At 52.4% G+C, this 25,114-nt stretch carries 30 protein-coding genes and 1 tRNA gene; 15 read left to right on the top strand and 16 right to left on the bottom strand.

The window, feature by feature from the left end; all coding sequences use genetic code 11:
* The first annotated feature begins 11 nt into the window (after window positions 1-11).
* From rsmE to ruvX, 4 genes are all read left to right on the top strand, one after another.
* On the top strand, window positions 12-743 hold the full coding sequence (gene rsmE, locus FQ015_RS11500; RefSeq protein WP_001300912.1) for a 16S rRNA (uracil(1498)-N(3))-methyltransferase: 732 nt from the start codon (window positions 12-14) through the stop codon (window positions 741-743).
* 12 nt (window positions 744-755) lie between these two features.
* Window positions 756-1,706 carry a glutathione synthase gene (gene gshB / locus FQ015_RS11505; RefSeq protein WP_000593273.1) on the top strand — a complete coding sequence of 317 codons (951 nt, stop codon included), beginning with the start codon at window positions 756-758 and terminating at the stop codon, window positions 1,704-1,706.
* Window positions 1,707-1,814: 108 nt separating this feature from the next.
* Window positions 1,815-2,378, top strand: coding sequence for a YqgE/AlgH family protein (locus tag FQ015_RS11510; protein ID WP_001339287.1), 564 nt, complete (start codon window positions 1,815-1,817; stop codon window positions 2,376-2,378).
* A complete protein-coding gene (gene ruvX, locus FQ015_RS11515) occupies window positions 2,378-2,794 on the top strand; it encodes a Holliday junction resolvase RuvX (RefSeq protein WP_000017111.1) in 417 nt (138 codons plus the stop codon). Before FQ015_RS11510 ends, ruvX begins: the two co-directional genes overlap by 1 nt.
* A 6-nt stretch (window positions 2,795-2,800) precedes the next feature.
* Here the strand turns inward: ruvX and FQ015_RS11520 are convergent, their stop codons facing one another.
* Window positions 2,801-3,781 carry a PilT/PilU family type 4a pilus ATPase gene (locus FQ015_RS11520; RefSeq protein WP_072039640.1) on the bottom strand — a complete coding sequence of 327 codons (981 nt, stop codon included), beginning with the start codon at window positions 3,779-3,781 and terminating at the stop codon, window positions 2,801-2,803.
* A 17-nt stretch (window positions 3,782-3,798) separates the two neighbouring features.
* Between FQ015_RS11520 and yggS the strand changes: the two genes are divergently transcribed.
* Genes yggS through hemW form a run of 5 tightly spaced genes read left to right on the top strand, consistent with a single transcriptional unit; the run spans window position 3,799 to window position 7,104 of the window.
* Window positions 3,799-4,503 (top strand): pyridoxal phosphate homeostasis protein, encoded by a 705-nt coding sequence (yggS, locus tag FQ015_RS11525; RefSeq protein ID WP_000997797.1) that lies wholly within the window; start codon window positions 3,799-3,801, stop codon window positions 4,501-4,503.
* Between the two features lie 17 nt (window positions 4,504-4,520).
* Window positions 4,521-5,087, top strand: coding sequence for an osmotic shock tolerance protein YggT (gene yggT, locus FQ015_RS11530; protein WP_001094831.1), 567 nt, complete (start codon window positions 4,521-4,523; stop codon window positions 5,085-5,087).
* The gene (yggU, locus tag FQ015_RS11535; protein ID WP_001277222.1) at window positions 5,084-5,374 is read left to right on the top strand and encodes a DUF167 family protein YggU; all 291 of its coding nucleotides are present in this window, start codon (window positions 5,084-5,086) and stop codon (window positions 5,372-5,374) included. The genes yggT and yggU overlap by 4 nt, the downstream gene beginning before the upstream one ends.
* Window positions 5,375-5,381: 7 nt before the next feature.
* Complete coding sequence (locus FQ015_RS11540; protein ID WP_001174755.1) at window positions 5,382-5,975, top strand: XTP/dITP diphosphatase; 594 nt, start codon at window positions 5,382-5,384, stop codon at window positions 5,973-5,975.
* Window positions 5,968-7,104 (top strand): radical SAM family heme chaperone HemW, encoded by a 1,137-nt coding sequence (hemW, locus tag FQ015_RS11545; protein ID WP_039021550.1) that lies wholly within the window; start codon window positions 5,968-5,970, stop codon window positions 7,102-7,104. The genes FQ015_RS11540 and hemW overlap by 8 nt, the downstream gene beginning before the upstream one ends.
* Window positions 7,105-7,168: 64 nt before the next feature.
* Here the strand turns inward: hemW and FQ015_RS11550 are convergent, their stop codons facing one another.
* The 5 genes from FQ015_RS11550 to trmB all read right to left on the bottom strand — a co-directional run bounded on the left by FQ015_RS11550 (window position 7,169) and on the right by trmB (window position 11,462).
* Window positions 7,169-8,176: a DUF1202 family protein gene (locus FQ015_RS11550; RefSeq protein WP_000745202.1), complete on the bottom strand. Its 1,008-nt coding sequence runs from the start codon at window positions 8,174-8,176 to the stop codon at window positions 7,169-7,171.
* A 115-nt stretch (window positions 8,177-8,291) separates the two neighbouring features.
* Complete coding sequence (gene ansB, locus FQ015_RS11555; protein WP_000394126.1) at window positions 8,292-9,338, bottom strand: L-asparaginase 2; 1,047 nt, start codon at window positions 9,336-9,338, stop codon at window positions 8,292-8,294.
* Window positions 9,339-9,513: 175 nt separating this feature from the next.
* Window positions 9,514-10,233, bottom strand: coding sequence for a DUF2884 domain-containing protein (locus FQ015_RS11560; RefSeq protein ID WP_160524073.1), 720 nt, complete (start codon window positions 10,231-10,233; stop codon window positions 9,514-9,516).
* Window positions 10,234-10,416: 183 nt separating this feature from the next.
* Entirely contained in the window at window positions 10,417-10,743 is a 327-nt protein-coding gene (locus tag FQ015_RS11565; protein WP_001107564.1) for a YggL family protein, read from the bottom strand.
* Window positions 10,743-11,462, bottom strand: coding sequence for a tRNA (guanosine(46)-N7)-methyltransferase TrmB (gene trmB / locus FQ015_RS11570; RefSeq protein ID WP_000786916.1), 720 nt, complete (start codon window positions 11,460-11,462; stop codon window positions 10,743-10,745). The genes FQ015_RS11565 and trmB overlap by 1 nt, the downstream gene beginning before the upstream one ends.
* A 160-nt stretch (window positions 11,463-11,622) precedes the next feature.
* Between trmB and mutY the strand changes: the two genes are divergently transcribed.
* The 4 genes from mutY (at window position 11,623) to nupG (ending at window position 15,579) form a co-directional block, all read left to right on the top strand.
* Window positions 11,623-12,675, top strand: coding sequence for an A/G-specific adenine glycosylase (mutY, locus tag FQ015_RS11575; RefSeq protein WP_039021553.1), 1,053 nt, complete (start codon window positions 11,623-11,625; stop codon window positions 12,673-12,675).
* Between the two features lie 27 nt (window positions 12,676-12,702).
* On the top strand, window positions 12,703-12,978 hold the full coding sequence (locus tag FQ015_RS11580) for an oxidative damage protection protein (protein WP_000091700.1): 276 nt from the start codon (window positions 12,703-12,705) through the stop codon (window positions 12,976-12,978).
* A 63-nt stretch (window positions 12,979-13,041) separates the two neighbouring features.
* Window positions 13,042-14,121: a membrane-bound lytic murein transglycosylase MltC gene (mltC, locus tag FQ015_RS11585; RefSeq protein WP_160524091.1), complete on the top strand. Its 1,080-nt coding sequence runs from the start codon at window positions 13,042-13,044 to the stop codon at window positions 14,119-14,121.
* Between the two features lie 201 nt (window positions 14,122-14,322).
* On the top strand, window positions 14,323-15,579 hold the full coding sequence (nupG, locus tag FQ015_RS11590; RefSeq protein ID WP_001049791.1) for a nucleoside permease NupG: 1,257 nt from the start codon (window positions 14,323-14,325) through the stop codon (window positions 15,577-15,579).
* Window positions 15,580-15,627: 48 nt separating this feature from the next.
* On the opposite strand, the gene speC is transcribed toward nupG, so the two are convergent.
* Window positions 15,628-17,763 carry an ornithine decarboxylase gene (gene speC / locus FQ015_RS11595; RefSeq protein WP_039021411.1) on the bottom strand — a complete coding sequence of 712 codons (2,136 nt, stop codon included), beginning with the start codon at window positions 17,761-17,763 and terminating at the stop codon, window positions 15,628-15,630.
* Window positions 17,764-17,925: 162 nt separating this feature from the next.
* Window positions 17,926-18,003, bottom strand: a complete 78-nt coding sequence (locus FQ015_RS24200) for a hypothetical protein (protein ID WP_212734103.1) — start codon at window positions 18,001-18,003, stop codon at window positions 17,926-17,928.
* Between the two features lie 152 nt (window positions 18,004-18,155).
* On the opposite strand from FQ015_RS24200, the gene FQ015_RS11600 reads away from it, so the two are divergent.
* On the top strand, window positions 18,156-18,863 hold the full coding sequence (locus FQ015_RS11600) for a DUF554 domain-containing protein (RefSeq protein WP_039021410.1): 708 nt from the start codon (window positions 18,156-18,158) through the stop codon (window positions 18,861-18,863).
* A gap of 105 nt (window positions 18,864-18,968) precedes the next feature.
* A tRNA-Phe gene (locus FQ015_RS11605) sits at window positions 18,969-19,044 on the top strand.
* A 147-nt stretch (window positions 19,045-19,191) separates the two neighbouring features.
* Here FQ015_RS11605 and yghD read toward each other — a convergent pair.
* From yghD to gspF, 8 genes are read right to left on the bottom strand one after another with little or no spacing between them, the layout of a single operon-like run.
* Window positions 19,192-19,728 carry a GspM family type II secretion system protein YghD gene (gene yghD / locus FQ015_RS11610; protein ID WP_160524074.1) on the bottom strand — a complete coding sequence of 179 codons (537 nt, stop codon included), beginning with the start codon at window positions 19,726-19,728 and terminating at the stop codon, window positions 19,192-19,194.
* Between the two features lies 1 nt (window position 19,729).
* The gene (gene gspL, locus FQ015_RS11615; protein WP_160524075.1) at window positions 19,730-20,908 is read right to left on the bottom strand and encodes a type II secretion system protein GspL; all 1,179 of its coding nucleotides are present in this window, start codon (window positions 20,906-20,908) and stop codon (window positions 19,730-19,732) included.
* Window positions 20,905-21,882 (bottom strand): type II secretion system minor pseudopilin GspK, encoded by a 978-nt coding sequence (gene gspK, locus FQ015_RS11620; RefSeq protein WP_160524076.1) that lies wholly within the window; start codon window positions 21,880-21,882, stop codon window positions 20,905-20,907. Before gspK ends, gspL begins: the two co-directional genes overlap by 4 nt.
* Window positions 21,879-22,484, bottom strand: a complete 606-nt coding sequence (gene gspJ, locus FQ015_RS11625; RefSeq protein ID WP_160524077.1) for a type II secretion system minor pseudopilin GspJ — start codon at window positions 22,482-22,484, stop codon at window positions 21,879-21,881. Before gspJ ends, gspK begins: the two co-directional genes overlap by 4 nt.
* Window positions 22,481-22,852, bottom strand: a complete 372-nt coding sequence (gspI, locus tag FQ015_RS11630) for a type II secretion system minor pseudopilin GspI (RefSeq protein WP_160524078.1) — start codon at window positions 22,850-22,852, stop codon at window positions 22,481-22,483. The genes gspJ and gspI overlap by 4 nt, the downstream gene beginning before the upstream one ends.
* Window positions 22,849-23,412, bottom strand: coding sequence for a type II secretion system minor pseudopilin GspH (gspH, locus tag FQ015_RS11635; RefSeq protein ID WP_046080694.1), 564 nt, complete (start codon window positions 23,410-23,412; stop codon window positions 22,849-22,851). The genes gspI and gspH overlap by 4 nt, the downstream gene beginning before the upstream one ends.
* Window positions 23,413-23,415: 3 nt before the next feature.
* The gene (gspG, locus tag FQ015_RS11640; protein ID WP_001087303.1) at window positions 23,416-23,871 is read right to left on the bottom strand and encodes a type II secretion system major pseudopilin GspG; all 456 of its coding nucleotides are present in this window, start codon (window positions 23,869-23,871) and stop codon (window positions 23,416-23,418) included.
* A 16-nt stretch (window positions 23,872-23,887) separates the two neighbouring features.
* Complete coding sequence (gene gspF / locus FQ015_RS11645) at window positions 23,888-25,111, bottom strand: type II secretion system inner membrane protein GspF (protein WP_160524079.1); 1,224 nt, start codon at window positions 25,109-25,111, stop codon at window positions 23,888-23,890.
* Window positions 25,112-25,114 lie beyond the last annotated feature (3 nt).

The raw sequence follows: 25,114 nt of genomic DNA on the forward strand, positions 1-25,114 counted from the left end.
GATTTTTAACTATGCGTATCCCCCGCATTTATCATCCTGAACCACTGACCAGCCATTCTCACATCGCGCTTTGCGAAGATGCCGCCAACCATATCGGGCGCGTACTGCGCATGGGGCCAGGACAGGCGTTGCAATTGTTTGACGGTAGCAACCAGGTCTTTGACGCCGAAATTACCAGCGCCAGCAAAAAAAGCGTGGAAGTGAAAGTGCTGGAAGGCCAACTCGACGATCGTGAATCTCCGCTGCATATTCACCTCGGTCAGGTGATGTCGCGTGGCGAAAAAATGGAATTTACGATCCAGAAATCGATCGAACTCGGTGTAAGCCTCATTACGCCACTTTTTTCTGAACGCTGCGGCGTTAAACTGGATAGTGAACGTCTGAACAAGAAGCTCCAGCAGTGGCAGAAGATTGCAATTGCTGCCTGTGAGCAGTGTGGTCGTAACCGGGTGCCGGAAATCCGTCCAGCGATGGATCTGGAAGCCTGGTGTGCAGAGCAGGATGAAGGACTGAAACTGAATCTTCACCCGCGCGCCAGTAACAGCATCAATACGTTGCCGTTACCGGTTGAACGCGTCCGCCTGCTAATTGGCCCGGAAGGCGGTTTATCGGCAGATGAAATTGCCATGACTGCCCGCTATCAATTTACTGATATCCTGTTGGGACCTCGCGTTTTGCGTACAGAGACAACTGCGCTCACCGCCATCACCGCACTACAGGTGCGTTTTGGCGATTTGGGCTAACGGAGAAGAATAATGATCAAGCTCGGCATCGTGATGGACCCCATCGCAAACATCAACATCAAGAAAGATTCCAGTTTCGCTATGTTGCTGGAAGCACAGCGTCGTGGTTACGAACTTCACTATATGGAGATGGGCGATCTGTATCTGATCAATGGCGAAGCCCGCGCCCATACCCGCACGCTGAACGTGAAGCAGAACTACGAAGAGTGGTTTTCGTTCGTCGGTGAACAGGATCTGCCGCTGGCCGATCTCGATGTGATCCTGATGCGTAAAGACCCGCCGTTTGATACCGAGTTTATCTACGCGACCTATATTCTGGAACGTGCCGAAGAGAAAGGGACGCTGATCGTTAACAAGCCGCAGAGCCTGCGCGACTGTAACGAGAAACTGTTTACCGCCTGGTTCTCTGACTTAACGCCAGAAACGCTGGTTACGCGCAATAAAGCACAGCTGAAAGCGTTCTGGGAGAAACACAGCGACATCATTCTTAAGCCGCTTGACGGTATGGGCGGCGCGTCGATTTTCCGCGTGAAAGAAGGCGATCCAAACCTCGGCGTGATTGCCGAAACCCTGACTGAGCATGGCACTCGCTACTGCATGGCGCAAAATTACCTGCCAGCCATTAAAGATGGCGACAAACGCGTGTTGGTGGTGGATGGCGAACCGGTGCCGTACTGCCTGGCGCGTATTCCGCAGGGGGGCGAAACCCGTGGCAATCTGGCTGCCGGTGGTCGCGGTGAACCTCGTCCGCTAACGGAGAGTGACTGGAAAATCGCCCGTCAGATCGGACCGACGCTGAAAGAAAAAGGGCTGATTTTTGTTGGTCTGGATATCATCGGCGACCGTCTGACTGAAATTAACGTCACCAGCCCAACCTGTATTCGTGAGATTGAAGCAGAGTTTCCGGTGTCGATCACCGGAATGTTAATGGATGCCATCGAAGCACGTTTACAGCAGCAGTAACCCACCTTAGCGAGAAGGATCTCGTTGAGACTCTGAGTGACAGCGCCCTTCTTTCCACGCATACTGGGCGCTGTTGCTTTTTTGAACCAGGAAACAGAACCTCTGACAATGAATTTACAGCATCACTTTCTTATTGCCATGCCTGCTCTCCAGGATCCGATTTTCCGTCGTTCCGTGGTCTACATTTGCGAACATAATACCAATGGTGCAATGGGGATCATCGTCAACAAGCCGCTGGAAAATCTCAAAATTGAAGGGATTCTGGAAAAGCTGAAGATCACGCCGGAGCCGCGTGATGAATCAATCCGTCTGGATAAACCGGTTATGCTCGGCGGCCCACTGGCGGAAGATCGCGGGTTTATTTTGCATACTCCGCCCTCCAATTTTGCTTCCAGCATTCGCATTTCAGACAACACGGTGATGACCACTTCCCGCGATGTGCTGGAAACGCTCGGCACCGATAAACAACCGTCTGACGTATTGGTGGCGCTGGGTTATGCCTCCTGGGAGAAAGGTCAACTGGAACAAGAAATTCTCGATAACGCGTGGCTAACGGCCCCGGCAGATCTGAATATTCTGTTCAAAACGCCTATTGCCGACCGCTGGCGCGATGCGGCAAAACTGATTGGTGTGGATATTCTCACCATGCCTGGTGTGGCAGGGCATGCCTGATGAGTGGAACCTTACTCGCCTTCGATTTCGGCACTAAAAGCATTGGCGTAGCGGTCGGACAACGCATTACCGGCACCGCTCGCCCACTGCCCGCAATTAAAGCGCAGGACGGTACGCCGGACTGGAACCTTATCGAACGTTTACTGAAAGAGTGGCAGCCTGACGAAATTATCGTCGGTTTGCCGCTGAATATGGACGGTACCGAGCAACCGTTGACTGCCCGGGCGCGTAAATTCGCCAATCGTATTCATGGCCGTTTTGGTGTTGAAGTTAAGCTCCATGACGAGCGTCTTAGCACCGTGGAAGCGCGCTCCGGTCTGTTCGAACAGGGCGGCTATCGGGCGCTCAACAAAGGTAAAGTCGACTCTGCCTCTGCGGTTATTATTCTCGAAAGTTATTTCGAGCAGGGATATTAAGGCGATTTACAAACGCCCTTCCCCCACCCGCTGCTGATAACTCTGCTGAAACGTTAACATCCCCACTTGTTGCCCAGTTTGAATAACATGTGGTAACTGGTGGGTTTTCCCTTCGCGAATCAAATTCCCCACCGCGGGTGTGTTAATCAGCAATTCAAACAGCGCCACGCGTCCTTCCTGTTTATCCACTTCCAGCTTTTGTGACAACACCGCCCGTAAACTACCTGCCAGTTGATTACGCACGGGATCTTTTTCCTGCGCCGGAAATGAATCCACCAGTCGCTCAACTGCCTGCGCCGCACCACGCGTATGTAATGTTGCCAGCACCAGATGCCCGGTTTCTGCCGCCGTCAGCGCCAGACGGATTGTCTCGCTGTCACGTAGCTCTCCGAGCAATATCACATCGGGATCTTCCCGCAATGCAGCCCGCAACCCCGATGCGAACGTCATACAGTGCAAACCAATCTCCCGCTGCTGGATCAAACATCGCTGGCTGGCATAGAGATATTCCACAGGATCTTCCAGCGTCAGAATATGCGCATCGGCATGTTGATTGAGATAGCCAACCATCGCCGCCAGCGTGGTAGATTTGCCGCTCCCCGTCGCCCCCGTCACCAGAATCAGGCCATTCTCGATCTTGAGTAATTCCGGCAATACCGGTGGTGCGCCAAGCTGTTCGAGCTGCGGGCAGTGCGAAGGTAACAACCGTAATGCCAGAGAAATACCTTGCCGTTGCGCGAACGCACTGCCGCGCAATCGCTGGTTTTCCGCCAGCGACACAGCAAAATCTAACTGACCATTCTCCAGCAATATTGCCCGCTGATCGTCATCCAGCCACTCCCGCAATAGCTCTTCCACGTCCGGCGCGTCAAACGGCGCAGCTTCCATTCTTCCGCGAATACGCCATCGTGCGGGCCAGGCGCTGCACAGGTGTAGATCCGAGACGTTATGCTTTACACTAAGGGCCACAATTTCTTCCATATTCATACTAAGATCCTCGGAAAATGAACGATATTGCGCATAACCTGGCACAGGTCCGGGACAAAATCTCAGCGGCTGCAACGCGTTGCGGCCGTTCTCCAGAAGAAATTACGCTGCTTGCAGTCAGTAAAACAAAACCTGCGAGCGCCATCGCAGAAGCCATTGATGCCGGGCAGCGTCAATTTGGTGAAAACTATGTTCAGGAAGGGGTAGATAAAATTCGCCACTTTCAGGAACTGGGCGTAACAGGATTAGAATGGCATTTTATTGGCCCGTTGCAGTCTAATAAAAGCCGCCTGGTGGCAGAACATTTCGACTGGTGTCATACCATCGACCGTTTGCGCATCGCCACCCGCCTGAACGACCAGCGCCCGGCAGAACTCCCCCCTCTTAACGTACTGATTCAAATTAATATTAGTGATGAAAACAGTAAGTCCGGGATTCAACTGGCTGAACTGGACGAGCTGGCAGCAGCGGTCTCTGAACTACCGCGTTTACGTCTGCGCGGGCTGATGGCAATCCCTGCGCCTGAGTCAGAATATGTAAGGCAGTTTGAAGTTGCACGCCAAATGGCTGTAGCATTTGCCGGACTGAAAACGCGCTACCCGCATATCGACACGCTCTCTCTGGGAATGTCGGACGATATGGAAGCCGCCATCGCGGCAGGTAGCACGATGGTTCGTATCGGCACTGCAATTTTTGGTGCGCGTGATTACTCTAAAAAATAAGGAATTAAAGGAACGCCATGAATACGTTGACTTTCCTGCTTTCAACGGTCATTGAGCTGTATACCATGGTGCTGTTATTACGCATCTGGATGCAGTGGGCTCATTGTGATTTTTACAACCCCTTCTCACAGTTTGTAGTGAAGGTAACGCAGCCAATTATCGGGCCACTGCGCCGCGTTATTCCTGCAATGGGGCCAATTGACAGCGCCTCACTGCTGGTTGCGTACATTCTCAGTTTCATCAAAGCCATCGTGCTGTTTAAAGTGGTGACCTTCCTGCCAATCATCTGGATTGCCGGTTTACTGATTTTGCTGAAAACCATCGGCCTGCTGATTTTCTGGGTCCTGCTGGTGATGGCGATTATGAGCTGGGTAAGCCAGGGTCGTAGCCCGATTGAATACGTCCTGATTCAGCTTGCCGATCCTCTGCTGCGCCCGATTCGCCGCCTGCTGCCAGCAATGGGTGGGATTGATTTCTCGCCGATGATCCTCGTTCTGCTGCTGTATGTCATTAATATGGGTGTCGCAGAAGTACTGCAGGCGACCGGAAATATGCTACTACCGGGGCTGTGGATGGCGTTATGAGTGCCGTAACAGTTAATGATGACGGTCTGGTTTTACGGCTTTATATTCAGCCGAAAGCCAGCCGTGATTCTATTGTCGGTTTACATGGCGACGAAGTAAAAGTCGCCATTACCGCGCCGCCAGTTGACGGCCAGGCCAACAGCCATCTGGTGAAGTTTCTCGGCAAGCAATTCCGGGTAGCCAAAAGCCAGGTGGTGATTGAAAAAGGCGAACTTGGCCGCCACAAACAAATTAAAATCATTAATCCGCAACAAATCCCGCCAGAAATCGCGGCGTTAATTAATTAGGTATCCTATGCAAAAAGTTGTCCTCGCAACCGGCAATGCCGGTAAAGTGCGTGAGCTGGCGTCGCTGCTTAGCGACTTCGGTCTTGATATCGTGGCCCAAACAGACCTCGGCGTAGATTCTGCCGAAGAAACCGGCCTGACCTTTATCGAAAACGCGATTCTGAAAGCACGACACGCGGCAAAAGTGACCGGTTTACCAGCAATTGCCGACGACTCTGGTCTGGCGGTAGATGTGCTTGGCGGCGCGCCTGGGATTTACTCCGCACGTTATTCCGGTGAAGACGCGACCGATCAAAAGAATCTGCAAAAACTGCTGGAAACAATGAAAGACGTACCGGACGACCAACGTCAGGCGCGTTTCCACTGCGTGCTGGTATATCTGCGCCACGCGGAAGATCCGACTCCGCTGGTGTGCCACGGTAGCTGGTCTGGCGTGATTACTCGTGAACCGGCGGGTACTGGCGGCTTTGGTTATGATCCAATCTTCTTCGTGCCTTCCGAAGGTAAAACTGCTGCCGAACTGACCCGCGAAGAAAAGAGCGCCATTTCCCACCGTGGTCAGGCATTGAAACTGCTGTTGGACGCTTTACGAAATGGTTAAATTACCGCCGCTGAGTCTCTACATTCACATCCCGTGGTGCGTGCAGAAATGCCCGTACTGCGATTTCAACTCTCACGCGTTGAAAGGAGAAGTGCCGCACGACGATTATGTTCAGCATCTGCTTAACGATCTGGACAACGATGTGGCTTACGCTCAGGGCCGTGAAGTGCAGACAATCTTTATTGGCGGCGGTACGCCGAGCCTGCTTTCTGGCCCGGCGATGCAAACGCTGCTGGACGGCGTGCGTGCGCGTTTGCCGCTGGCAGCGGATGCAGAAATCACCATGGAAGCGAACCCAGGCACGGTAGAAGCCGATCGCTTTGTTGATTATCAGCGTGCTGGTGTAAACCGCATCTCTATTGGTGTGCAGAGTTTTAGCGAAGAAAAGCTAAAACGACTTGGACGTATTCATGGCCCGCAAGAAGCGAAACGGGCGGCAAATCTGGCAAGCGGGCTGGGGCTGCGTAGTTTTAACCTCGATTTGATGCATGGGTTGCCTGATCAATCACTGGAAGAGGCGCTTGGCGATCTACGCCAGGCCATTGAACTGAATCCGCCGCACCTTTCCTGGTATCAACTGACCATCGAACCTAATACGTTGTTTGGCTCACGCCCTCCTGTACTGCCGGACGACGATGCATTGTGGGATATCTTCGAGCAAGGGCATCAGTTATTAACGGCTGCGGGTTATCAGCAATATGAAACATCCGCTTACGCCAAACCAGGTTATCAGTGCCAGCACAATCTCAACTACTGGCGATTTGGTGACTACATCGGTATTGGCTGCGGCGCGCACGGCAAAGTCACCTTCCCGGATGGGCGCATTCTGCGTACCACCAAAACGCGTCATCCGCGTGGTTTTATGCAGGGGCGGTATCTGGAAAGCCAGCGTGATGTCGAAGCCGCAGATAAGCCGTTTGAGTTCTTTATGAATCGCTTCCGTCTGCTGGAAGCCGCGCCGCGCGTGGAGTTTAGCCAGTATACTGGCCTTTCAGAAGAGGTTATTCGCCCTCAGTTAGACGAGGCTATTGCTCAGGGTTATCTCACAGAATGTGCGGATTACTGGCAGATAACGGAACATGGGAAGTTGTTTTTAAATTCGCTGCTGGAGCTTTTTCTGGCTGAGTAAATTTGTATTGCCGGATGCGGCGTGTACGCAACATCCGGCTACAACTCTTGCGTCATCGCAAAAATTACTTAATCACCCCATTGCGCCGCAATTGTTCGGTATCTTTTTTCCAGCGTTCATTAGCCTGGTTAATATCGTCAATTTTCATCAAAATCGCGACTTTTTTACTGTTTATTTCTGAAACTTTCATCGTTAACGGATATTGCCCTTTTTCGAGCGTTATCCAGTCATCCTGCAATTTACGGCTAAGTTTTTGTGATTGCAGAAAAGTCTGTCGCCGTTGTTCGTTGATATCGAAATCTCGCTTCTGCTGAATCGGCACTTCATAACACTCTGCACTCTGTTTATGACATGCCGCAATCGCCGGTTGATAAACCTCTTTGTCATATTTAACCGCGAACGCCTCGCTATCGTTCTGTTTATTAAACTCATCACGCTGTTGGTGAATTTTTTTAAATGCGTCTTCGCGGGTCATTTGCTTACCGTTTGCATCTTTTCCCCAATATGCATCCGCTGCTTTCTGCGCCGCCACCATTTGCTTATCAAGCGCTTTCACTTCCTTTTCCAGCGCAGGAATCGAGTTCTTCTGGGTATTCAACGCTGATTCAAGCTGACTAAAGCGATAATTGAAATCTTCGCTATTCACGATCAGATATTTATTATTCGTTTTGATATCGTCGACCACCCGCCCACGATCGCTGGCTGCCGCCTGAAAAGAGTAAAAGTTCACCGACCAGCCAGACGCGGGCGTTCCTTTACTGGTTAACATCGCCGAGAATTTTACCGGTTTATCTTTCGTCCAGGTCTGTTCGAGCAGTTCGTAATCTGCCAACTGACCGACCCAGGTATAGAGATCGTCACTGGAAGAGACATCGCCTTCCGCTGACCAGGTGGCCTGATTACCCTTAGCATCAAGATTTTTTAAGCTGATGGCATCAAGCTTGAGAATGCCGTGATACTGCTTTTTGAATTGATCTTTTAAGATATTTTCAGTTGGCGGTTCGCCATCTGCCCAGGCATTACCAGTCATCAACATAAGCAGCGCCGTGCCTACAATCCATTGCTTTTTCACCCGAAAACCCTCGCACGGAATAATTTATTCCGGTGATTATCATTAGGGTGATAAAAATTGGCAATGGACGTGAGTCTGAAGTGAAAAGCCCCGGCACGATACCGGGGCGAGGTGATTAGTACTGATTGAAGAGCTGCTGGATCTGCTGCGGATCTTTGGTTTGCGTCAGAGCCAGTTGCAGCAGAACGCGCGCTTTTTGCGGGTTCAGCGTGCCAGAGGCCACGAAGCCATATTTCGCATCATCCACTTCGGCATCCTGAGTGGTAGCGCCCGTCGGTACGCGGGAAGAACGCACTACTGCAGTGCCGTTTTTCGCGGCGGTCGCCAGAGTGTCGAACACGGATTTATACAGGTTACCGTTACCCACACCAGCGCTGACGATGCCATCATAGCCCGCATCTACCAGTGCTTTAGCCGGAAGATCGGATGCGTTAGCGTAGTTATAAACGATGCCGACTTTCGGCAGTTCATTCAGCTTAGAGACATCGAACGGCGTGTCGCTGGTATGCTTACGTGCCGGGGTACGTTGGTAGTCAATCTTACCGTTGTGAATGTAACCCAGAGGACCGTAGTTAACAGACTTGAAGGTCGCTACGTCGGTGGTGTTGGTTTTGGTGACATCGCGACCGTCCAGTACGGTGTCGTTCATCACCACCAGCACGCCACGATTAGCGGAGGCTTTATCAGCTGCGGTCACTACCGCGTTATACAGGTTGAATGGACCGTCTGCGCTCATGGACGTGGACGGGCGCATTGCGCCGACCATCACCACCGGTTTGTCGCATTTCACCGTCAGGTCGAGGAAGTAAGCGGTTTCTTCCATCGTGTCGGTACCGTGAGTAATGACGAAGCCGTCGGTTTTATCGCAGTCGGTGTTAATTTTTTTCGCCAGTGTCAGCCAGACATTATCGTTCATGTCCTGGGAGCCGATATTCACTACCTGCTCGCCTTTAACGTTCGCAATGTCCTTCAGTTGCGGCACCGCATTAACCAGATTTTCTACGCCAACTTTACCCGCTGTGTAGTTAGATTTGGTTGCGGAGTCACCACCACCGGCAATGGTCCCGCCGGTTGCTAAAATGGTGATATTGGGTAATGCCAATGCTGCACCACTAAAACCCATAACCAGTGCGGCAAGTGCCGTCTTTTTGAAAAACTCCATTTCATTCCTCCAGTTACGTGAACGCTACGCATTATCCCTTAGCTTTGTATGGGAAATTTGACGTTAAACAATTTACAACGTGAATATATTTTGGAGATCTACAAAGTTAGAGACAGGTAACAAAACGAAGAATTAAACGGCATAAAAAAGTATTATGCCGTCTTAAAATAGAGGATTATTTTAAATTTCCGACCAGGGCTTTGCGGCTATCTTCCAAAGTCACAACGCGGCTACAGACATCTTTGCCAAACTGCTGGAAGTCTTTTTCCTGCTTTTTCCATTCGGTCTGGATTGAGGATTGCAGACCGCCCAGGCTTCCCAGCACATTCTGTAATGGGTTACCACCGCTTTTCAGCACCGCTTTCGCGCCCATTTCATTAATGCTGTCCTGTAAAATTCCGCCCATTGCCTGATTCACTAATTGCTGGCCTTCGGCGCGAACCTGATCAATGGCTTTATAGTGGAACGTCAGGCCATCGCTGCGCGTTTCGATAATGCGGTTCATCTGCTCTTTCAGTTGCGCATCAAGTTTGGTCAGACGGCTGCGCATTTTGCTGTTTTCGCCCATCTCCTGAACGATGATTTTATCCAGCACGATACGGGCTTTCTCGACGCGGCTTTTCGCGCCTTCATCAATCCACGGCAGCGTACTACGCAGTTCAGCCTGATAATCCTTCGCCTGCTCGCGCTGGGCGGCGTTCAGGGAATATTGCTTACCGTTATACATCACGTTGCCGTCTGGCGTGATCACCAGATTGCCGTTTTCGCCCTTCACCTGCACGGTTTGCGGGCTGACAATCACATCATCACGCGGCGTGACGCTGCACTGGTAGTCGGCGTGAGCGGTCATCGCCGTCACTGAAAGTGCTGCCGCCAGCAGCATTTTGCGCATCATAGTCTTCCCTCAAGAACAAATCAGGCCAGCATTTGCTGGCCCCAGATTGATAACAAAGTACACGTTATCCATGCCGGATGCGGCGTAAACGCCTTATCCGGCCTACTCGATTGTGCATCTTTCCAGGCCTGATAAGCGTAGCGCATCAGACAGTTTTGCATTTGTCATCGCCCGTATGCTTTCTTAGTCCCACCAAACGTCGAAAAGTTCGCTGGTGCGTACCTCATCCAGTTTGCGCTCTTCCAGCCACTTACGCACAATCGCCTGATGTTCTTCGGTGCATTTGCCGATTTCCTGCATGCAGATCAGACCTTCCCAGGCCAGATATCCGCTGCCGTCAAAGGCCAGTTTGTTCGGTTCGATAACCTCGTTAATAAAGTCATCAACGGTTTTATCAATCTGTTCTTCCGATGTACCTTCCGGGAATCGCCATGCCACCGAAAATCCTAATTCCTGGAATTCGTCGATGTGCATTTTTTTACGCAGACGACGGCTACGGTTCTTTGCCATTATTTCACCCTCTCGAACATTAAGTCCCATACTCCGTGACCAAGACGATGACCACGTTGTTCAAATTTCGTCACCGGACGTGATGCCGGACGCGGTACGTAATCATTGCTCTCTGACAGGTTTTTATAACCGTCAATAGAAGACATCACTTCAAGCATATGTTCCGCATAAGGTTCCCAGTCGGTCGCCATATGGAATACGCCCCCCAGCTGCAGTTTGCTTTTTACCAGTTCGGCAAACGGCACCTGAACGATACGGCGTTTATTATGGCGCGCTTTGTGCCACGGGTCAGGGAAAAAGAGCTGCACCATGCGCAATGAATTGTCAGGAATCATTTTATGCAGCACTTCAACCGCATCATGACACATCACGCGCAGGTTGCTTAAGCCCTCTTCATGCGCAGAAGACAGGCACGCACCAACGCCTGGTGAATGCACTTCAATGCCGAGGAAGTCCTGCTCAGGGCGATCTTTAGCCATTGCCACCAGCGACGCCCCCATGCCGAAACCAATCTCAAGCGTCACTGGCGCTTCACGGCCAAAAAGCGCAGGGAAATCCAGCATATCTTCGCTGAACTCAACGCCCATCACCGGCCAGTAGTTTTCCAGCGCATGTTCCTGGCCTTTGGTCAGTCGCCCCTGGCGGCGCACAAAACTACGGATACGGCGCAGCGGGCGGCCGTTTTCATCAAATTCCGGTGAGATGACGTCGTTTTTCATAAAGATTTAGTCGCTTGTGAAAGTGTTCTGAAAACGGGCATTATCCAAAGTTAGTTGCCGGATGCAAGCATGATAAGGCCGTGGCTGCGGAAAGTTCCGGTTTACACCCTGCCGTCGCTGTGCTGCAATCTTGCCCCCAACAACAGTGAATTCGGTGACCATGCAAGCGTCGCAATTTTCAGCCCAGGTTCTGGACTGGTACGATAAATACGGGCGAAAAACTCTGCCCTGGCAAATTGACAAGACGCCCTACAAAGTATGGCTCTCAGAAGTGATGTTGCAACAAACTCAGGTTGCGACCGTTATCCCCTATTTTGAACGCTTTATGGCGCGCTTCCCGACGGTGACCGATCTCGCCAATGCGCCGCTGGACGAAGTTCTCCACTTGTGGACCGGACTGGGCTATTACGCCCGCGCGCGCAATCTACATAAAGCGGCACAGCAAGTTGCCACCTTACACGGCGGTAAATTCCCGGAAACCTTTGATGAGGTTGCCGCGTTACCGGGCGTCGGGCGTTCCACCGCAGGCGCGATTCTCTCGCTTTCTCTGGGTAAGCACTTTCCGATTCTCGACGGTAACGTCAAACGCGTGCTGGCGCGCTGCTATGCTGTAAGCGGCTGGCCTGGGAAAAAAGAGGTCGAGAATAAACTATGGAGTTTGAGCGAGCAGGTGACGCCCGCGGTTGGCGTGGAACGGTTTAACCAGGCGATGATGGATTTGGGCGCGATGATTTGTACGCGCTCGAAGCCGAAATGTTCGCTCTGTCCGCTACAAAACGGGTGTATTGCCACCGCCAACAATAGCTGGTCGCTTTATCCGGGCAAAAAACCGAAACAGACGCTACCGGAGCGCACCGGCTACTTTCTGCTGTTACAGCACGAAGATGAAGTATTTCTGGCGCAGCGTCCGCCGAGCGGATTGTGGGGCGGTTTATACTGTTTCCCGCAGTTTGCCGATGAAGAAAGTTTGCGGCAATGGCTGGCGCAACGGCAGATTGCTGCCGATAACCTGACGCAGCTGACCGCGTTTCGCCATACATTCAGCCATTTCCACTTAGATATTGTGCCTATGTGGCTTCCCGTGTCGTCATTCACCGGCTGCATGGATGAAGGCAATGCGCTCTGGTATAACTTAGCGCAACCGCCGTCAGTTGGCCTGGCGGCTCCCGTGGAGCGTTTGTTACAGCAGTTACGCACTGGCGCGCCGGTTTAGCGCGTGAGTCGATAAAGAGGATGATTTATGAGCAGAACGATTTTTTGTACTTTCCTGCAACGTGAAGCAGAAGGTCAGGATTTTCAGCTGTACCCCGGCGAACTGGGAAAACGCATCTATAACGAGATCTCCAAAGAAGCCTGGGCGCAGTGGCAGCACAAACAAACCATGCTGATTAATGAAAAGAAACTCAACATGATGAATGCCGAGCACCGCAAACTGCTGGAGCAGGAGATGGTCAACTTCCTGTTCGAGGGTAAAGAGGTGCATATCGAGGGCTATACGCCGGAAGATAAAAAATAAAAACAGTGCCGGAGCACGCCTCCGGCACCTGCATAAATACAAACACAACACGCACCCGGAATGATGAAAAAATATCTCGCGCTGGCTTTGATTGCGCCGTTGCTCATCTCCTGTTCGACGACCAAAAAAGGCGATACCTATAACGAAGCCTGGGTCAAAGATACCAACGGTTTTGATATTCTGATGGGGCAATTTGCCCACAATATTGAGAACATCTGGGACTTCAAAGAGGTGGTGATCGCCGGTCCTAAGGACTACGTGAAATACACCGATCAATATCAGACCCGCAGCCACATCAACTTCGATGACGGTACGATTACTATCGAAACCATCGCCGGGACAGAACCTGCCGCGCACCTGCGCCGGGCAATAATCAAAACGTTGCTGATGGGTGACGATCCGAGTTCGGTCGATCTCTATTCCGACGTTGATGATATTACGATTTCGAAAGAACCTTTCCTTTACGGTCAGGTGGTGGACAACACCGGGCAGCCGATTCGCTGGGAAGGTCGTGCGAGCAACTTCGCGGATTATCTGCTGAAAAACCGTCTGAAAAGCCGCAGCAACGGGCTGCGTATCATCTACAGTGTCACCATTAACATGGTGCCGAACCACCTTGATAAACGTGCGCACAAATATCTCGGCATGGTCCGCCAGGCGTCACGGAAATATGGCGTTGATGAGTCGCTGATTCTCGCAATTATGCAGACCGAATCTTCCTTTAACCCCTATGCGGTCAGCCGTTCCGACGCGCTGGGGCTAATGCAGGTGGTACAACATACTGCCGGGAAAGATGTGTTCCGCTCGCAGGGGAAATCCGGCACGCCGAGCCGCAGTTTCTTGTTTGATCCTGCCAGCAATATTGATACCGGCACCGCGTATCTGGCGATGCTGAATAATGTTTATCTTGGCGGAATTGATAACCCAACGTCGCGGCGTTACGCCGTCATCACCGCCTATAACGGCGGCGCAGGCAGCGTGCTGCGAGTCTTTTCGAATGATAAGATTCAGGCGGCTAATATTATTAACACCATGACGCCGGGCGATGTTTATCAGACGCTGACGACCCGCCATCCCTCTGCGGAATCTCGCCGTTATCTTTATAAAGTGAACACTGCGCAAAAATCTTACCGCCGCCGATAATTCCACTTACCGCCCCTGACGATGCTCAGGGGCAAAAATGTTATCCACATCACAATTTCGTTTTGCAAATTGGGAATGTTTGCAATTATTTGCCACAGGTAACAAAAAACCAGTCTGCGAAGTTGATAGAATCGCATCATCTCGCACGGTCAAATGTGCTTTTTCAAACACTCATCCGCATCACGATGTGAGGAAATTAACATGAATCTTAAGCTGCAGCTGAAAATCCTCTCTTTTCTGCAGTTCTGTCTGTGGGGAAGTTGGCTGACGACCCTCGGTTCCTATATGTTTGTTACCCTGAAGTTTGACGGTGCTTCTATTGGCGCAGTTTATAGCTCACTGGGTATCGCCGCGGTCTTTATGCCTGCGCTGCTGGGGATTGTGGCCGACAAATGGTTAAGTGCGAAATGGGTCTATGCCATTTGCCACACCATTGGCGCTATCACGCTGTTCATGGCAGCACAGGTCACGACGCCGGAAGCGATGTTCCTTGTGATATTGATTAACTCGTTTGCTTATATGCCAACGCTTGGGTTAATCAACACCATCTCTTACTATCGCCTGCAAAATGCCGGGATGGATATCGTTACTGACTTCCCGCCAATCCGTATCTGGGGCACCATCGGCTTTATCATGGCAATGTGGGTGGTGAGCCTGTCTGGCTTCGAATTAAGCCACATGCAGCTGTATATTGGCGCAGCTCTTTCCGCCATTCTGGTTCTGTTTACCCTGACTCTGCCGCATATTCCGGTTGCTAAACAGCAAGCGAATCAGAGCTGGACAACCCTGCTGGGCCTCGATGCATTCGCGCTGTTTAAAAACAAGCGTATGGCAATCTTCTTCATCTTCTCAATGCTGCTGGGCGCGGAACTGCAGATTACCAACATGTTTGGTAATACCTTCCTGCACAGCTTCGACAAAGATCCGATGTTTGCCAGCAGCTTCATCGTGCAGCATGCGTCAATCATCATGTCGATTTCGCAGATCTCTGAAACCCTGTTCATTCTGACCATCCCGTTCTTCTTAAGCCGCTACGGTATTAAGAACGTAATGATGATCAGTATCGTGGCGTGGATCCTGCGTTTTGCGCTGTTTGCTTACGGCGACCCGACTCCGTTCGGTACCGTGCTGCTGGTACTGTCGATGATCGTTTACGGTTGCGCATTCGACTTCTTCAACATCTCTGGCTCGGTGTTTGTCGAAAAAGAAGTTAGCCCGGCAATTCGCGCCAGTGCGCAAGGGATGTTCCTGATGATGACCAACGGCTTCGGCTGTATCCTCGGCGGCATCGTGAGCGGTAAAGTGGTTGAGATGTATACCCAAAACGGCATTACCGACTGGCAAACCGTATGGCTGATTTTCGCAGGTTACTCCGTGGTTCTGGCCTTCGCGTTTATGGCGATGTTCAAATATAAACACGTTCGTGTCCCGACAGGCACACAGACGGTTAGCCACTAATTACGCAAAGAAAAACGGGTCGCCAGAAGGTGACCCGTTTTTTTATTCTTACTTCAACACATACCCGTACAACCGTTTCATACCATCCGCATCGGTTTCGCTATAGACACCTTGCAGCTCCGGTGAAAAACCTGGCAGCAAATTCACCCCTTCTTCCAGCGCAAGGAAATAACGTTGAACCGCCCCACCCCAGACTTCCCCGGGTACCACGCAAAGCACGCCAGGTGGATAAGGCAACGCCCCTTCTGCCGCAATTCGCCCTTCGGCATCACGAATCCGCACCAACTCCACTTCACCGCGAATATAAGCGCTATGCGCATCCTGGGGATTCATCACCACTGACGGGAAACTCTGCTGGCGGAACATCGCTTTTTGTAGGTCTTTGACGTCGAAACTGACATACAGATCGTGCATCTCCTGACACAACTGGCGCAGGGTGTAGTCGCGATAGCGCACCGGATATTTGTTATAAACGCTCGGCAACACCTCAGCCAGCGGTGAGTCATCCTCAATATGCTGTTCAAACTGCGCCAGCATCGCCACCAGTTGCGCCAGCTTCTCGTGGCTTTCCGCCGGCGTTAATAAGAACAGAATGGAGTTGAGATCGCACTTCTCCGGCACAATGCCGTTCTCACGCAGATAGTGCGCCAGAATCGTCGCCGGAACGCCAAAGTCGCTATATTCGCCGGTTTCGGCATTGATACCTGGTGTGGTCAGTAACAGCTTACACGGATCGACAAAATACTGCTCCGCGGCATATCCTTCAAAGCCGTGCCACTTCGCCCCCGGCTCAAAACTGAAAAAACGACGGTCGCTGGCTAACACTGACGTCGGATAATCCTGCCACAATTTGCCATCAACAACGGGTGGAATAAACGGGCGGAACAGCTTACAGCGCGCAAGAATCGCCTTCCGGGCTTCAATCCCCAACGCAACGCACTCCGCCCACAGCCGACGCCCACTCTCCCCTTCATGAATTTTGGCGTTAACGTCCAGCGCGGCAAACAGCGGATAGAACGGGCTGGTAGAAGCATGGAGCATAAAGGCATTATTTAACCGCTTATGCGGGCAAAAACGCGCCTGCCCGCGAATATGGTTATCTTTTTTATGGATCTGCGATGTCTGCGAGAAGCCCGCCTGCTGTTTATGCACCGACTGCGTCACAAAGATCCCCGGATCGTTTTCGTTAAGCTCTAACAGCAGCGGCGAGCTATCCGCCATCATTGGGATAAACTGTTCGTAACCGACCCACGCGGAATCAAACAGAATGTAATCACATAGATGCCCAATGGTATCGACCACCTGTCGGGCGTTATAGACAGTGCCGTCATAGGTTCCCAGCTGAATAATCGCCAGGCGAAACGGGCGCGGCAACTCAGCTTTTTCTGGCGCAACGTCGCGAATTTGCTGGCGCAGATACTCTTCATTAAAACAGTGCGCATCAATACCGCCAATGAAACCAAACGGGTTACGTGAAGCTTCCAGATAGACTGGCGTCGCCCCCGCCTGAATCAGCGCGCCGTGATGATTCGACTTATGGTTGTTACGGTCGAAGAGCACCAGATCGCCACGCGTTAACAGCGCATTCGTCACCACTTTATTCGCTGCCGATGTGCCGTTCAGCACAAAATAGGTTTTATCGGCATGAAAGACTTTGGCTGCGAATTTCTGCGCATCTTTCGCCGATCCTTCATGAATAAGCAGATCGCCCAATTTTACGTCAGCGTTACACATATCGGCGCGAAAGACGTTCTCACCAAAGAAATCGTAAAAATGGCGTCCGGCAGGATGCTTTTTAAAGAACGCACCATGTTGATGTCCAGGGCAAGCAAAGGTGCTATTACCCATCTCAACGTACTGCGTCAGCGTGTCATAAAACGGTGGCAGCAAATTCTCTTCATACTGACAGGCTGCGGATTCCAGCTCCAGCCACTGCTGCTCGTTGCCGTTGATTACCGCCGTAACGCCCGCAGGTAATTCAACAGCATGTTCGGAATACAAAAACACCGGTAGATGAAAACCGGTGCGCTTAAGCAACGCAAGAATGCCACTGCGGCTATCCGCAGCGGTAATGACGACTGCCGCGACGTCCGTAAAATCAGTATCTCCCAACGCCACCACGCGGCGATGAGTAGAAAGTCGGGATACCAGTTCACTACTGGCGGCAATATTCATTGATTTCATAAGCGCAAAACCCGTTTCGGGGAAGTAAGAGTACCGGACAGGATGGACAAACCTGCCCCATGAGATGTGGGTCAAACTGGTCACCAGCTCCGACCGCCAGACATCAGTAAAAGCAGAAACGCTCTGATTTTACTGTTGTCCTGCAGTGAGCGTGCGTTAACTTCACCGCATGAGCAGAAAAAGGGAGGAGTTTCGCGCGAAACGGCGATAAGCAAGAGAATGTAAGGAGGTGGCGTGCATCGGGCAAACTCCGTACAGTGAGGAGAAAATTCGCGCAATCATGGCACCTTTCGCTAAAGCGCGCAAGCCAGGACTTTGCGAACAAACAAGCCATCGAAGGAGCCAAACGTTCATAATAAGAAAATCAGACAATGCAGCTAACAGGAACTCTTGTGGTCATCGGTCCTTTTATCAACGCAAGTGCAGTATTACTGGGTGGCGTTCTCGGTGCACTCCTTAGTCAACGCTTACCGGAACGTATCCGCGTCTCCATGACATCAATTTTTGGTCTGGCATCGCTGGGGATTGGTATTTTACTGGTGGTGAAATGCGCCAACCTTCCGGCGATGGTTTTAGCAACCTTACTCGGAGCATTAATCGGCGAAATTTGTCTGCTGGAAAAAGGCGTCAATACAGTGGTCGCCAAAGCGCAAAATCTGTTTCGCCACTCACGTAAGAAGCCAGCGCATGAATCTTTTATTCAGAATTATGTCGCGATTATTGTCCTGTTTTGCGCCAGCGGCACCGGGATCTTCGGGGCGATGAACGAAGGGATGACCGGCGATCCGAGTATTTTAATCGCCAAGTCATTTCTCGATTTCTTTACGGCGATGATCTTCGCCTGCTCGTTGGGTATTGCGGTGTCGGTAATTAGTATCCCATTACTGATCATCCAGTTAACGCTGGCGTGGGCTGCCGCGCTGATATTACCGCTGACCACACCGTCGATGATGGCAGACTTCAGCGCTGTAGGCGGTTTATTGCTGCTGGCAACCGGCTTACGCATCTGTGGCATTAAAATGTTCCCGGTGGTCAACATGCTTCCAGCATTGCTTCTGGCAATGCCGCTTTCCGCAGCCTGGACCGCCTGGTTTGCCTGACAGTGCGTGCAATAGCGACAAAGTGATGATAGATTGTGCAGTCTGCAGTAAATTGAAGAAATTTGATTGACGAGACGAGGCGAATCAGGTTTAATGCGCCCCGTTGCCCGGATAGCTCAGTCGGTAGAGCAGGGGATTGAAAATCCCCGTGTCCTTGGTTCGATTCCGAGTCCGGGCACCACTATTCTAAAGAACCCGCCCACAAGGCGGGTTTTTGCTTTTGGATCTGACAATAACCTTCACGAAAAAAATTAGCTTATAAAGTCTGGGGGAATTACTCTCGCCACGTTAACGAGAGTAATTTTATTGATATTAATCTCCTGATACTTTATCCCCGTCCAAACTCCAGCCGCTGCACATTCACCATCCCAGGCTTCTCAGCAGCACTGACATCAATTTGTGTCACCCGCAGCGCATATTTTTCATCCAGTGCGTTTAACCATTTCAGAAGGTCATTAAACACCACAGGTTCTATCCAGACCTGGATATTCTCCCCGCGCTCGGCTATCCGCTTAATGACCACTGAATGCGCCGAAGCACTGTCGCTGATGACCCGCGATACCTGTGCTTGCGTTGTCGTGCCGGATTTTCGCGCTGCAATAATATCCGGCGCGGAGCTCTTCAGTCGCGCGTTCATCGCCACCAGCTGCTGCAACATCGTCTCCTGTTGCTCAATCCGTTCGCTCAAAGGCTGCCAGATGAGGACGTAATATCCGGCGCTAAACAGGAACACCACCGCTGCCAGTAACATGCCTTTTTCACGCGACGAACGCCCCGCCAGGTGTTGTGTCAGCCAGTGTTCGCCACGGCTTAACTGGCGTTCACGCCATTGCTGAAAATAGTGAATAAATTTATCGCGTAACATGTTATTTCCTCCGCAACGTTACGCCGCCGGAAACCGCATCACCCTCTTTCTGTAACGCGTCCTGTTGCACAACATAATCTGCCGCCAGTGCGCTACGCAGTTTGTCGAAGCTGGCAAAGTTCGCAGCCCGTAGCTGGAGATGAAGCGTCTGGCGTTTTTGATCAAAGGTGAAACCACGCATTTCGATGTCGGAAAGTGACGCTGATTTCAGGGTACTGGCGATCGCTGACAATTCTGCGAGCAGCCGGGTATCGTCGGCCTGTGGGCGATATTTTTTCAGCGCCATCGTCACCTGAGAGCGTAAATTCACAATCCGCTTCTGCTCCGGGAATAGCGTTAAGAACTGTTTCTCCGCCTGGGTGCGGCTTTGCGCCACCTGTTCGCTGACGCTCCATAACGTCACGCCCCGTTCCACTGCCAGCGCAACCAGAATCAGCAATATCGGCAGAATCATCACCCGCCAGCGCGCCCACTGTTTTCGGTAGCTGACACGAGGCTGCCACGGCCCTGTTAGCAGGTTCCCTTCAGGTTCGCCATAAGTGGTAACGGCTGGCAGGGCCGTCACTGTCAGACGTTCAGCGTCTGGGCCAGCCCATGCAGATAGCTCTTCCGGCGCGATTCCGACTACGGTCAGCGAAAGCGGTGACGCCTGCTCATTGAGCTGTGCGCAGAACATGACCGGGGCCAGCGCCCGCCCGGCGCTCCATCCACGACATTCATCGATGCGGCAAATAATTCGCTGTTCATCGCCAGCCATATAACCACAAGGAATGGACATCCAGTCTGGCGCGACGGTTGCGCGGGTGATGCCGTTCTCCTGTAACCACTGCGCAATGTTGCGCATATGCTGTTGGTGAATCACTGCTACGGTTGCCAGTTGCTGGTCGATTTTCAACGGCGCAAAATGCAGTTCGTCGATATCCTGGTTCAGCTCTTCTTCCAGTAAGGCGGGCAGAATAGTCGGTATCTGCTTGCGGGGGACATCAGGAAGTTCAACCTGCCATACGCTGATCCATTCGCCAGGAATGTAGAGTCGAATCGCATCAGTTTGCAGCCATTGCTGGAGACGTTCGTCAGCAACGTCAGACCAGATACCGTGCTCCACGTCGGGTGTACGGCGCTGCCAACGGATGGGATCAGCGGCGCAAAGCGGGAAAAAAATCTCAAGGATGGAACTCACTCACTTTCTCCTGTCTGATGCCAGAGAACAGAAAAGTGTTGTGGGCCCATGCGGACAATTAACGAATTCATCGTCAGTTCAATCTCATTCACGGTGATATCTGAACGCAGCCAGAAGTAATTGCTGTCCACGCTCAGGACGGTTTTTAGCTTTTTTTTAGTACGCTCATCGACGTCAGCGAGTAGCGGCTGTGCGAGAAACTGATCGACATCTTCCCAGCCCTTCGCAGGACGTTGTTGTAATAACGCCCGCGCCTGAACAGGGCTTAACCACGGGTCAAACAGCGCCTCAAGAATCACACTTTGCGTGACGTCTAAGGTATTGATGTTGATTTGCTGGTGGGTCATCGGCAGCGCACAGACCAGCGGTTTGAGTTTTTGATAAAGGCCGGCGTCCATTCCCTGTACCACGCGCATTTCGCTGATATCGGTCAGCGGTTGATTGGCGGCGTAGAACGGTACCGAACGGGCGAGATACTCGCTGTCTTCACGGCCCAGACGCGTCTGCACGCTGCGGTCCTCGTCAATAAATTCCCACAGGCTTTCGGCTATCAGTTCGGCCCGATAAGCAGGCACATCCAGGCGCGAGATCAGGGCAATCAGTTGTTGTACCGCGAGCGGACGCGACGCCGTTGTTGGTTGAGCAAGGGCATTCAGGTTAAAGCAGGCCTGAGCGTCACGCAGAGTGACGGCAATTTGCCCCTGCGGCAGTGGCAACAAACGAGGGCCAGAAGCCCACGGCTGCGCCAGATGCACGCGCTTTTCATTTTTCAGGCTCAGACTGAGTGCGCTCAGCGCGAGGCTTTCTGCACTGGCGCTATACCACAGCGCCTGCTGGTACTCCTGCTGACTGCGCGTTCGCCCAAGTTGTTGCTGCATCCGCCCGGAAAGCGTGATGGTTACCAGCATCATGACCGCCAGCAATACCAGCACCACGACCAGTGCCATTCCGCGTTTTGGTGGTGAGGTGATCATGATAATTGCGGCCCGCGTAACAACCAGATGCGTTCAATCTCGCCCCATTGCGGCGAATGCAGAGTCATGCGCACTGCCACAGGGATCGCCTGCACTGATGACCAGGTTTCCTGCCAGCGAGTGCCGTCGTAAAACTGCAAACGAAGTGAATCCGCCGGAATCAACTTTTGCGTTGTTGGCTTCACGCTGCCTGCGGCATCGGTCAGCGGCCAGGCTAACCGTTCGAGATAACCGTCATGAATGCGGTAACCGACGGTGAGCAGATTACTGCGCGGCAGACGCATCAATGGATTAACCACACCGCCGCGCACAAAGCGTATTCCTTCACTCTCAGAGGCCAGCACGCCAGCGCCCGCCAGTAACGCAGGTTCTCGCTGCCCCTGATCGCCTCTTACCGGACGCGGCATCATTTGGGTCAGATCGTGGGTCAGAAAACTCATCGTTTGCTGCATGAGGTTCAGTTTTTGATCGTGTCCGGCGATGGCGCTATTCACGCGTGTGACGCCGTTTGTCACCTGCTGTGCCATCAGTGCCAGCGAGGCAAAAATGGCTATCGCCACCAGCATTTCCAGTAACGTGAAACCAGCGCGAGTCCTTTTCACTGTTGGCCTCCCACGGCGCTAAACCAGGCGCGTCGTGACTGAATCACTGACGAAAAGTCTTCGTGACGGCTGACTTCAATATCCACCGCCTGGAGCAGCGCGTTACCTGTATTCAGAGGGATCGTTCGCCAGAACCAGCGGCTTCCTGCCATATCGCTCTCGCCCTGATGCCTGACCGCCCGTTGTTCGCGGGTCATCAGGTAGAGCAGTGCGGTCTGGTTTTCAGCTACCCAGCCCGCTACCGTTTTTTCCTCAAGGATTTGCTGATTACTCAGCGCACCGCTGGCAATCTGTAACACCGCCGTGGCAGCCAGCGCAAAAATCGCCAGTGCGATCATCACTTCCAGCAAGGTAAATCCGCGCTTCATGGCATCCTCTCATCACATTGATTGAGGGATAACGCGCCATCGTGCGCCAGCTTTACCGCCCAACACGCGTTTTGCGCCGCCGAGTAGAAGCGCAGCGTAAACGGCGCGGCGGGTTCAAAAGGCGAAAAACGGATCTGCGGCGTCTTCTTTTTCGCCTCTTTTTGCAGCTCCAGTTCAATATCGTGCAGCGTCAGGCGACGGCGTTGCAGCTCCAGCGCATATTCCTTCTGCCAGATATCACTGCCGGGTTGTAGCAGCATTTGCACCTGTTTCGCCACCGTAACCTGTGCCGATAAGCGGGTCGCGGAAACGGGCAACCACTGCCCGTGACGACGCTGCATAAACTGATAACCAGGCGGGTCGATTAGCACACCGAGTGTTTGCCCTTCGATCACTGCCCTGTCCTTGAACTGCGCAAAGCGAGTCAGAAAATCCTGCGCCGCTTTTTTCGCAGGCGATTCAGAATCGGTCGAAAAAGTCTGTACCACGCCCGCACTGGCAAGGCCGATAAGGAAAATCACCAGCATGATTTCCAGAAGAGTGAATCCGCGTTTGGGCACTGATTACTGAAACTCCTGCAAATTCCAGTTACCGATATCTGCGCCAGCACCTTCCCCGTTTTCCTGACCATCCGCCCCTAAGGTGTAAACATCAAACAGTCCTTTTTCACCCGGGCTGAGATACTGATAATCATTGCCCCACGGATCCTTTGGCAGCCGTTTGATGTATCCACCAGGACGGTAGTTGCGGGAGTCCGCCATATTGGCCGGTTGCTGGATCAGCGCCTCAAGCCCCTGTTCGGTGGTCGGATAACGCCCGTTATCCAGTCGATACATATCCAGCGCGTTCTCCAGCGCCACGATATCGCTGATGGCTTTTTGCCGATCGGCTTTCTCTTTGTTGCCCAAAAGATTAGGCACCACCAGACTTGCCAGGACGCCAAGAATAACAATCACCACCATCACTTCCAGCAGGGTAAAACCTGCCCGTGGTCTTTGTGTGCGGGATAACGAATTCATGTGATAACTCCGTAAATTACATTCCAACCATATTGTTCAGTTGCAGCATCGGCTCGAGGATGGCGATGACGATAAACAGCACCACACCCGCCATCATCACCACCAGAGCAGGCTCAAACAGCCCCAACGCCAGCCCTACCTGGGTATCAAATTCCCGTTCCTGGTTGACTGCGGCCTGTTCAAGCATGGTTTCCAGTTCACCGCTCTGTTCGCCGGAGGCGATCATGTACAGCATCATCGGCGGGAACAGGCGCAACTCCGCCAGCGCAGCGCGTAGACTGCTTCCTTCGCGGACGCGATCTGCCGCCAACAGCAGTTGTTGCTCGACATAACGATTTGCCGACACGGCGGCGGCGGTCTGAATACCTTCCAGCAGCGGAACACTGCTGGCGGTGAGGATGCTTAATGTGCGGGAAAAACGCGCCGTATTCAGTCCGCGCGCAACACGCCCCGTCACGGGCAAACACAGCAAGGTTTTATCCCAGCGCAGGCGCATCGCAGGATTTTTGAGTAACCGTTGCCCCAGCACCAGAAGCCCCAGCAAACCCGCCAGCCAGTACACGCCGCTGGCCTGTAACGCGTCGCTCATGGCGATGAGCATTCGGGTAGAGGCGGGCAGCGCGTGTCCGAGATGATCAAACTGTTCGATAATTTTCGGCACCACCGCCGTCAGCAAAATAGTGACCACGCCCGTTGCCACCACCAGCAGTACCAGCGGATAAAGCATGGCCTGCAGCAGGCGTGATTTCAGACGCTGCCGCTGTTCGGTGTAATCCGCCAGGCGATTAAGCACCACGTCGAGATGTCCGGATTTTTCTCCGGCAGCGACCATCGAACAAAACAGAGAATCAAAGACGCGGGGATGTTCGCGCAGGCTGTCCGACAGGGTGTAACCTTCCTGAATCCGGCTGCGCAGCGCCATTCCGAGGCTTTTTACATGCAGTTTTTCACTTTGCTCACTGACCGCCTGTAAGCAGGTTTCCAGCGGCATTGCTGCCTGCACCAGCGTTGCCAGTTGGCGAGTGAACAGCGCCAGATCTGCCGCCGCCACGCGACGATGTGCGTGCCGCCGACGCTGCAACATTCCCCCTGCCGAAGCATTCATCCGTGCTTCAATGTGCACCGGAATAAGCTCTTTACCGCGCAACAACTGGCGGGCATGACGCGCGGAATCCGCCTCAATCATACCTTTGGTTTTGCGACCATTACGCTGTAACGCCTGATAGTAAAACAGTGCCATTAC

Origin of the sequence: Escherichia sp. HH26CH (assembly GCF_009820205.1) — a bacterium.
GTDB lineage: Bacteria > Pseudomonadota > Gammaproteobacteria > Enterobacterales > Enterobacteriaceae > Escherichia > Escherichia coli_F.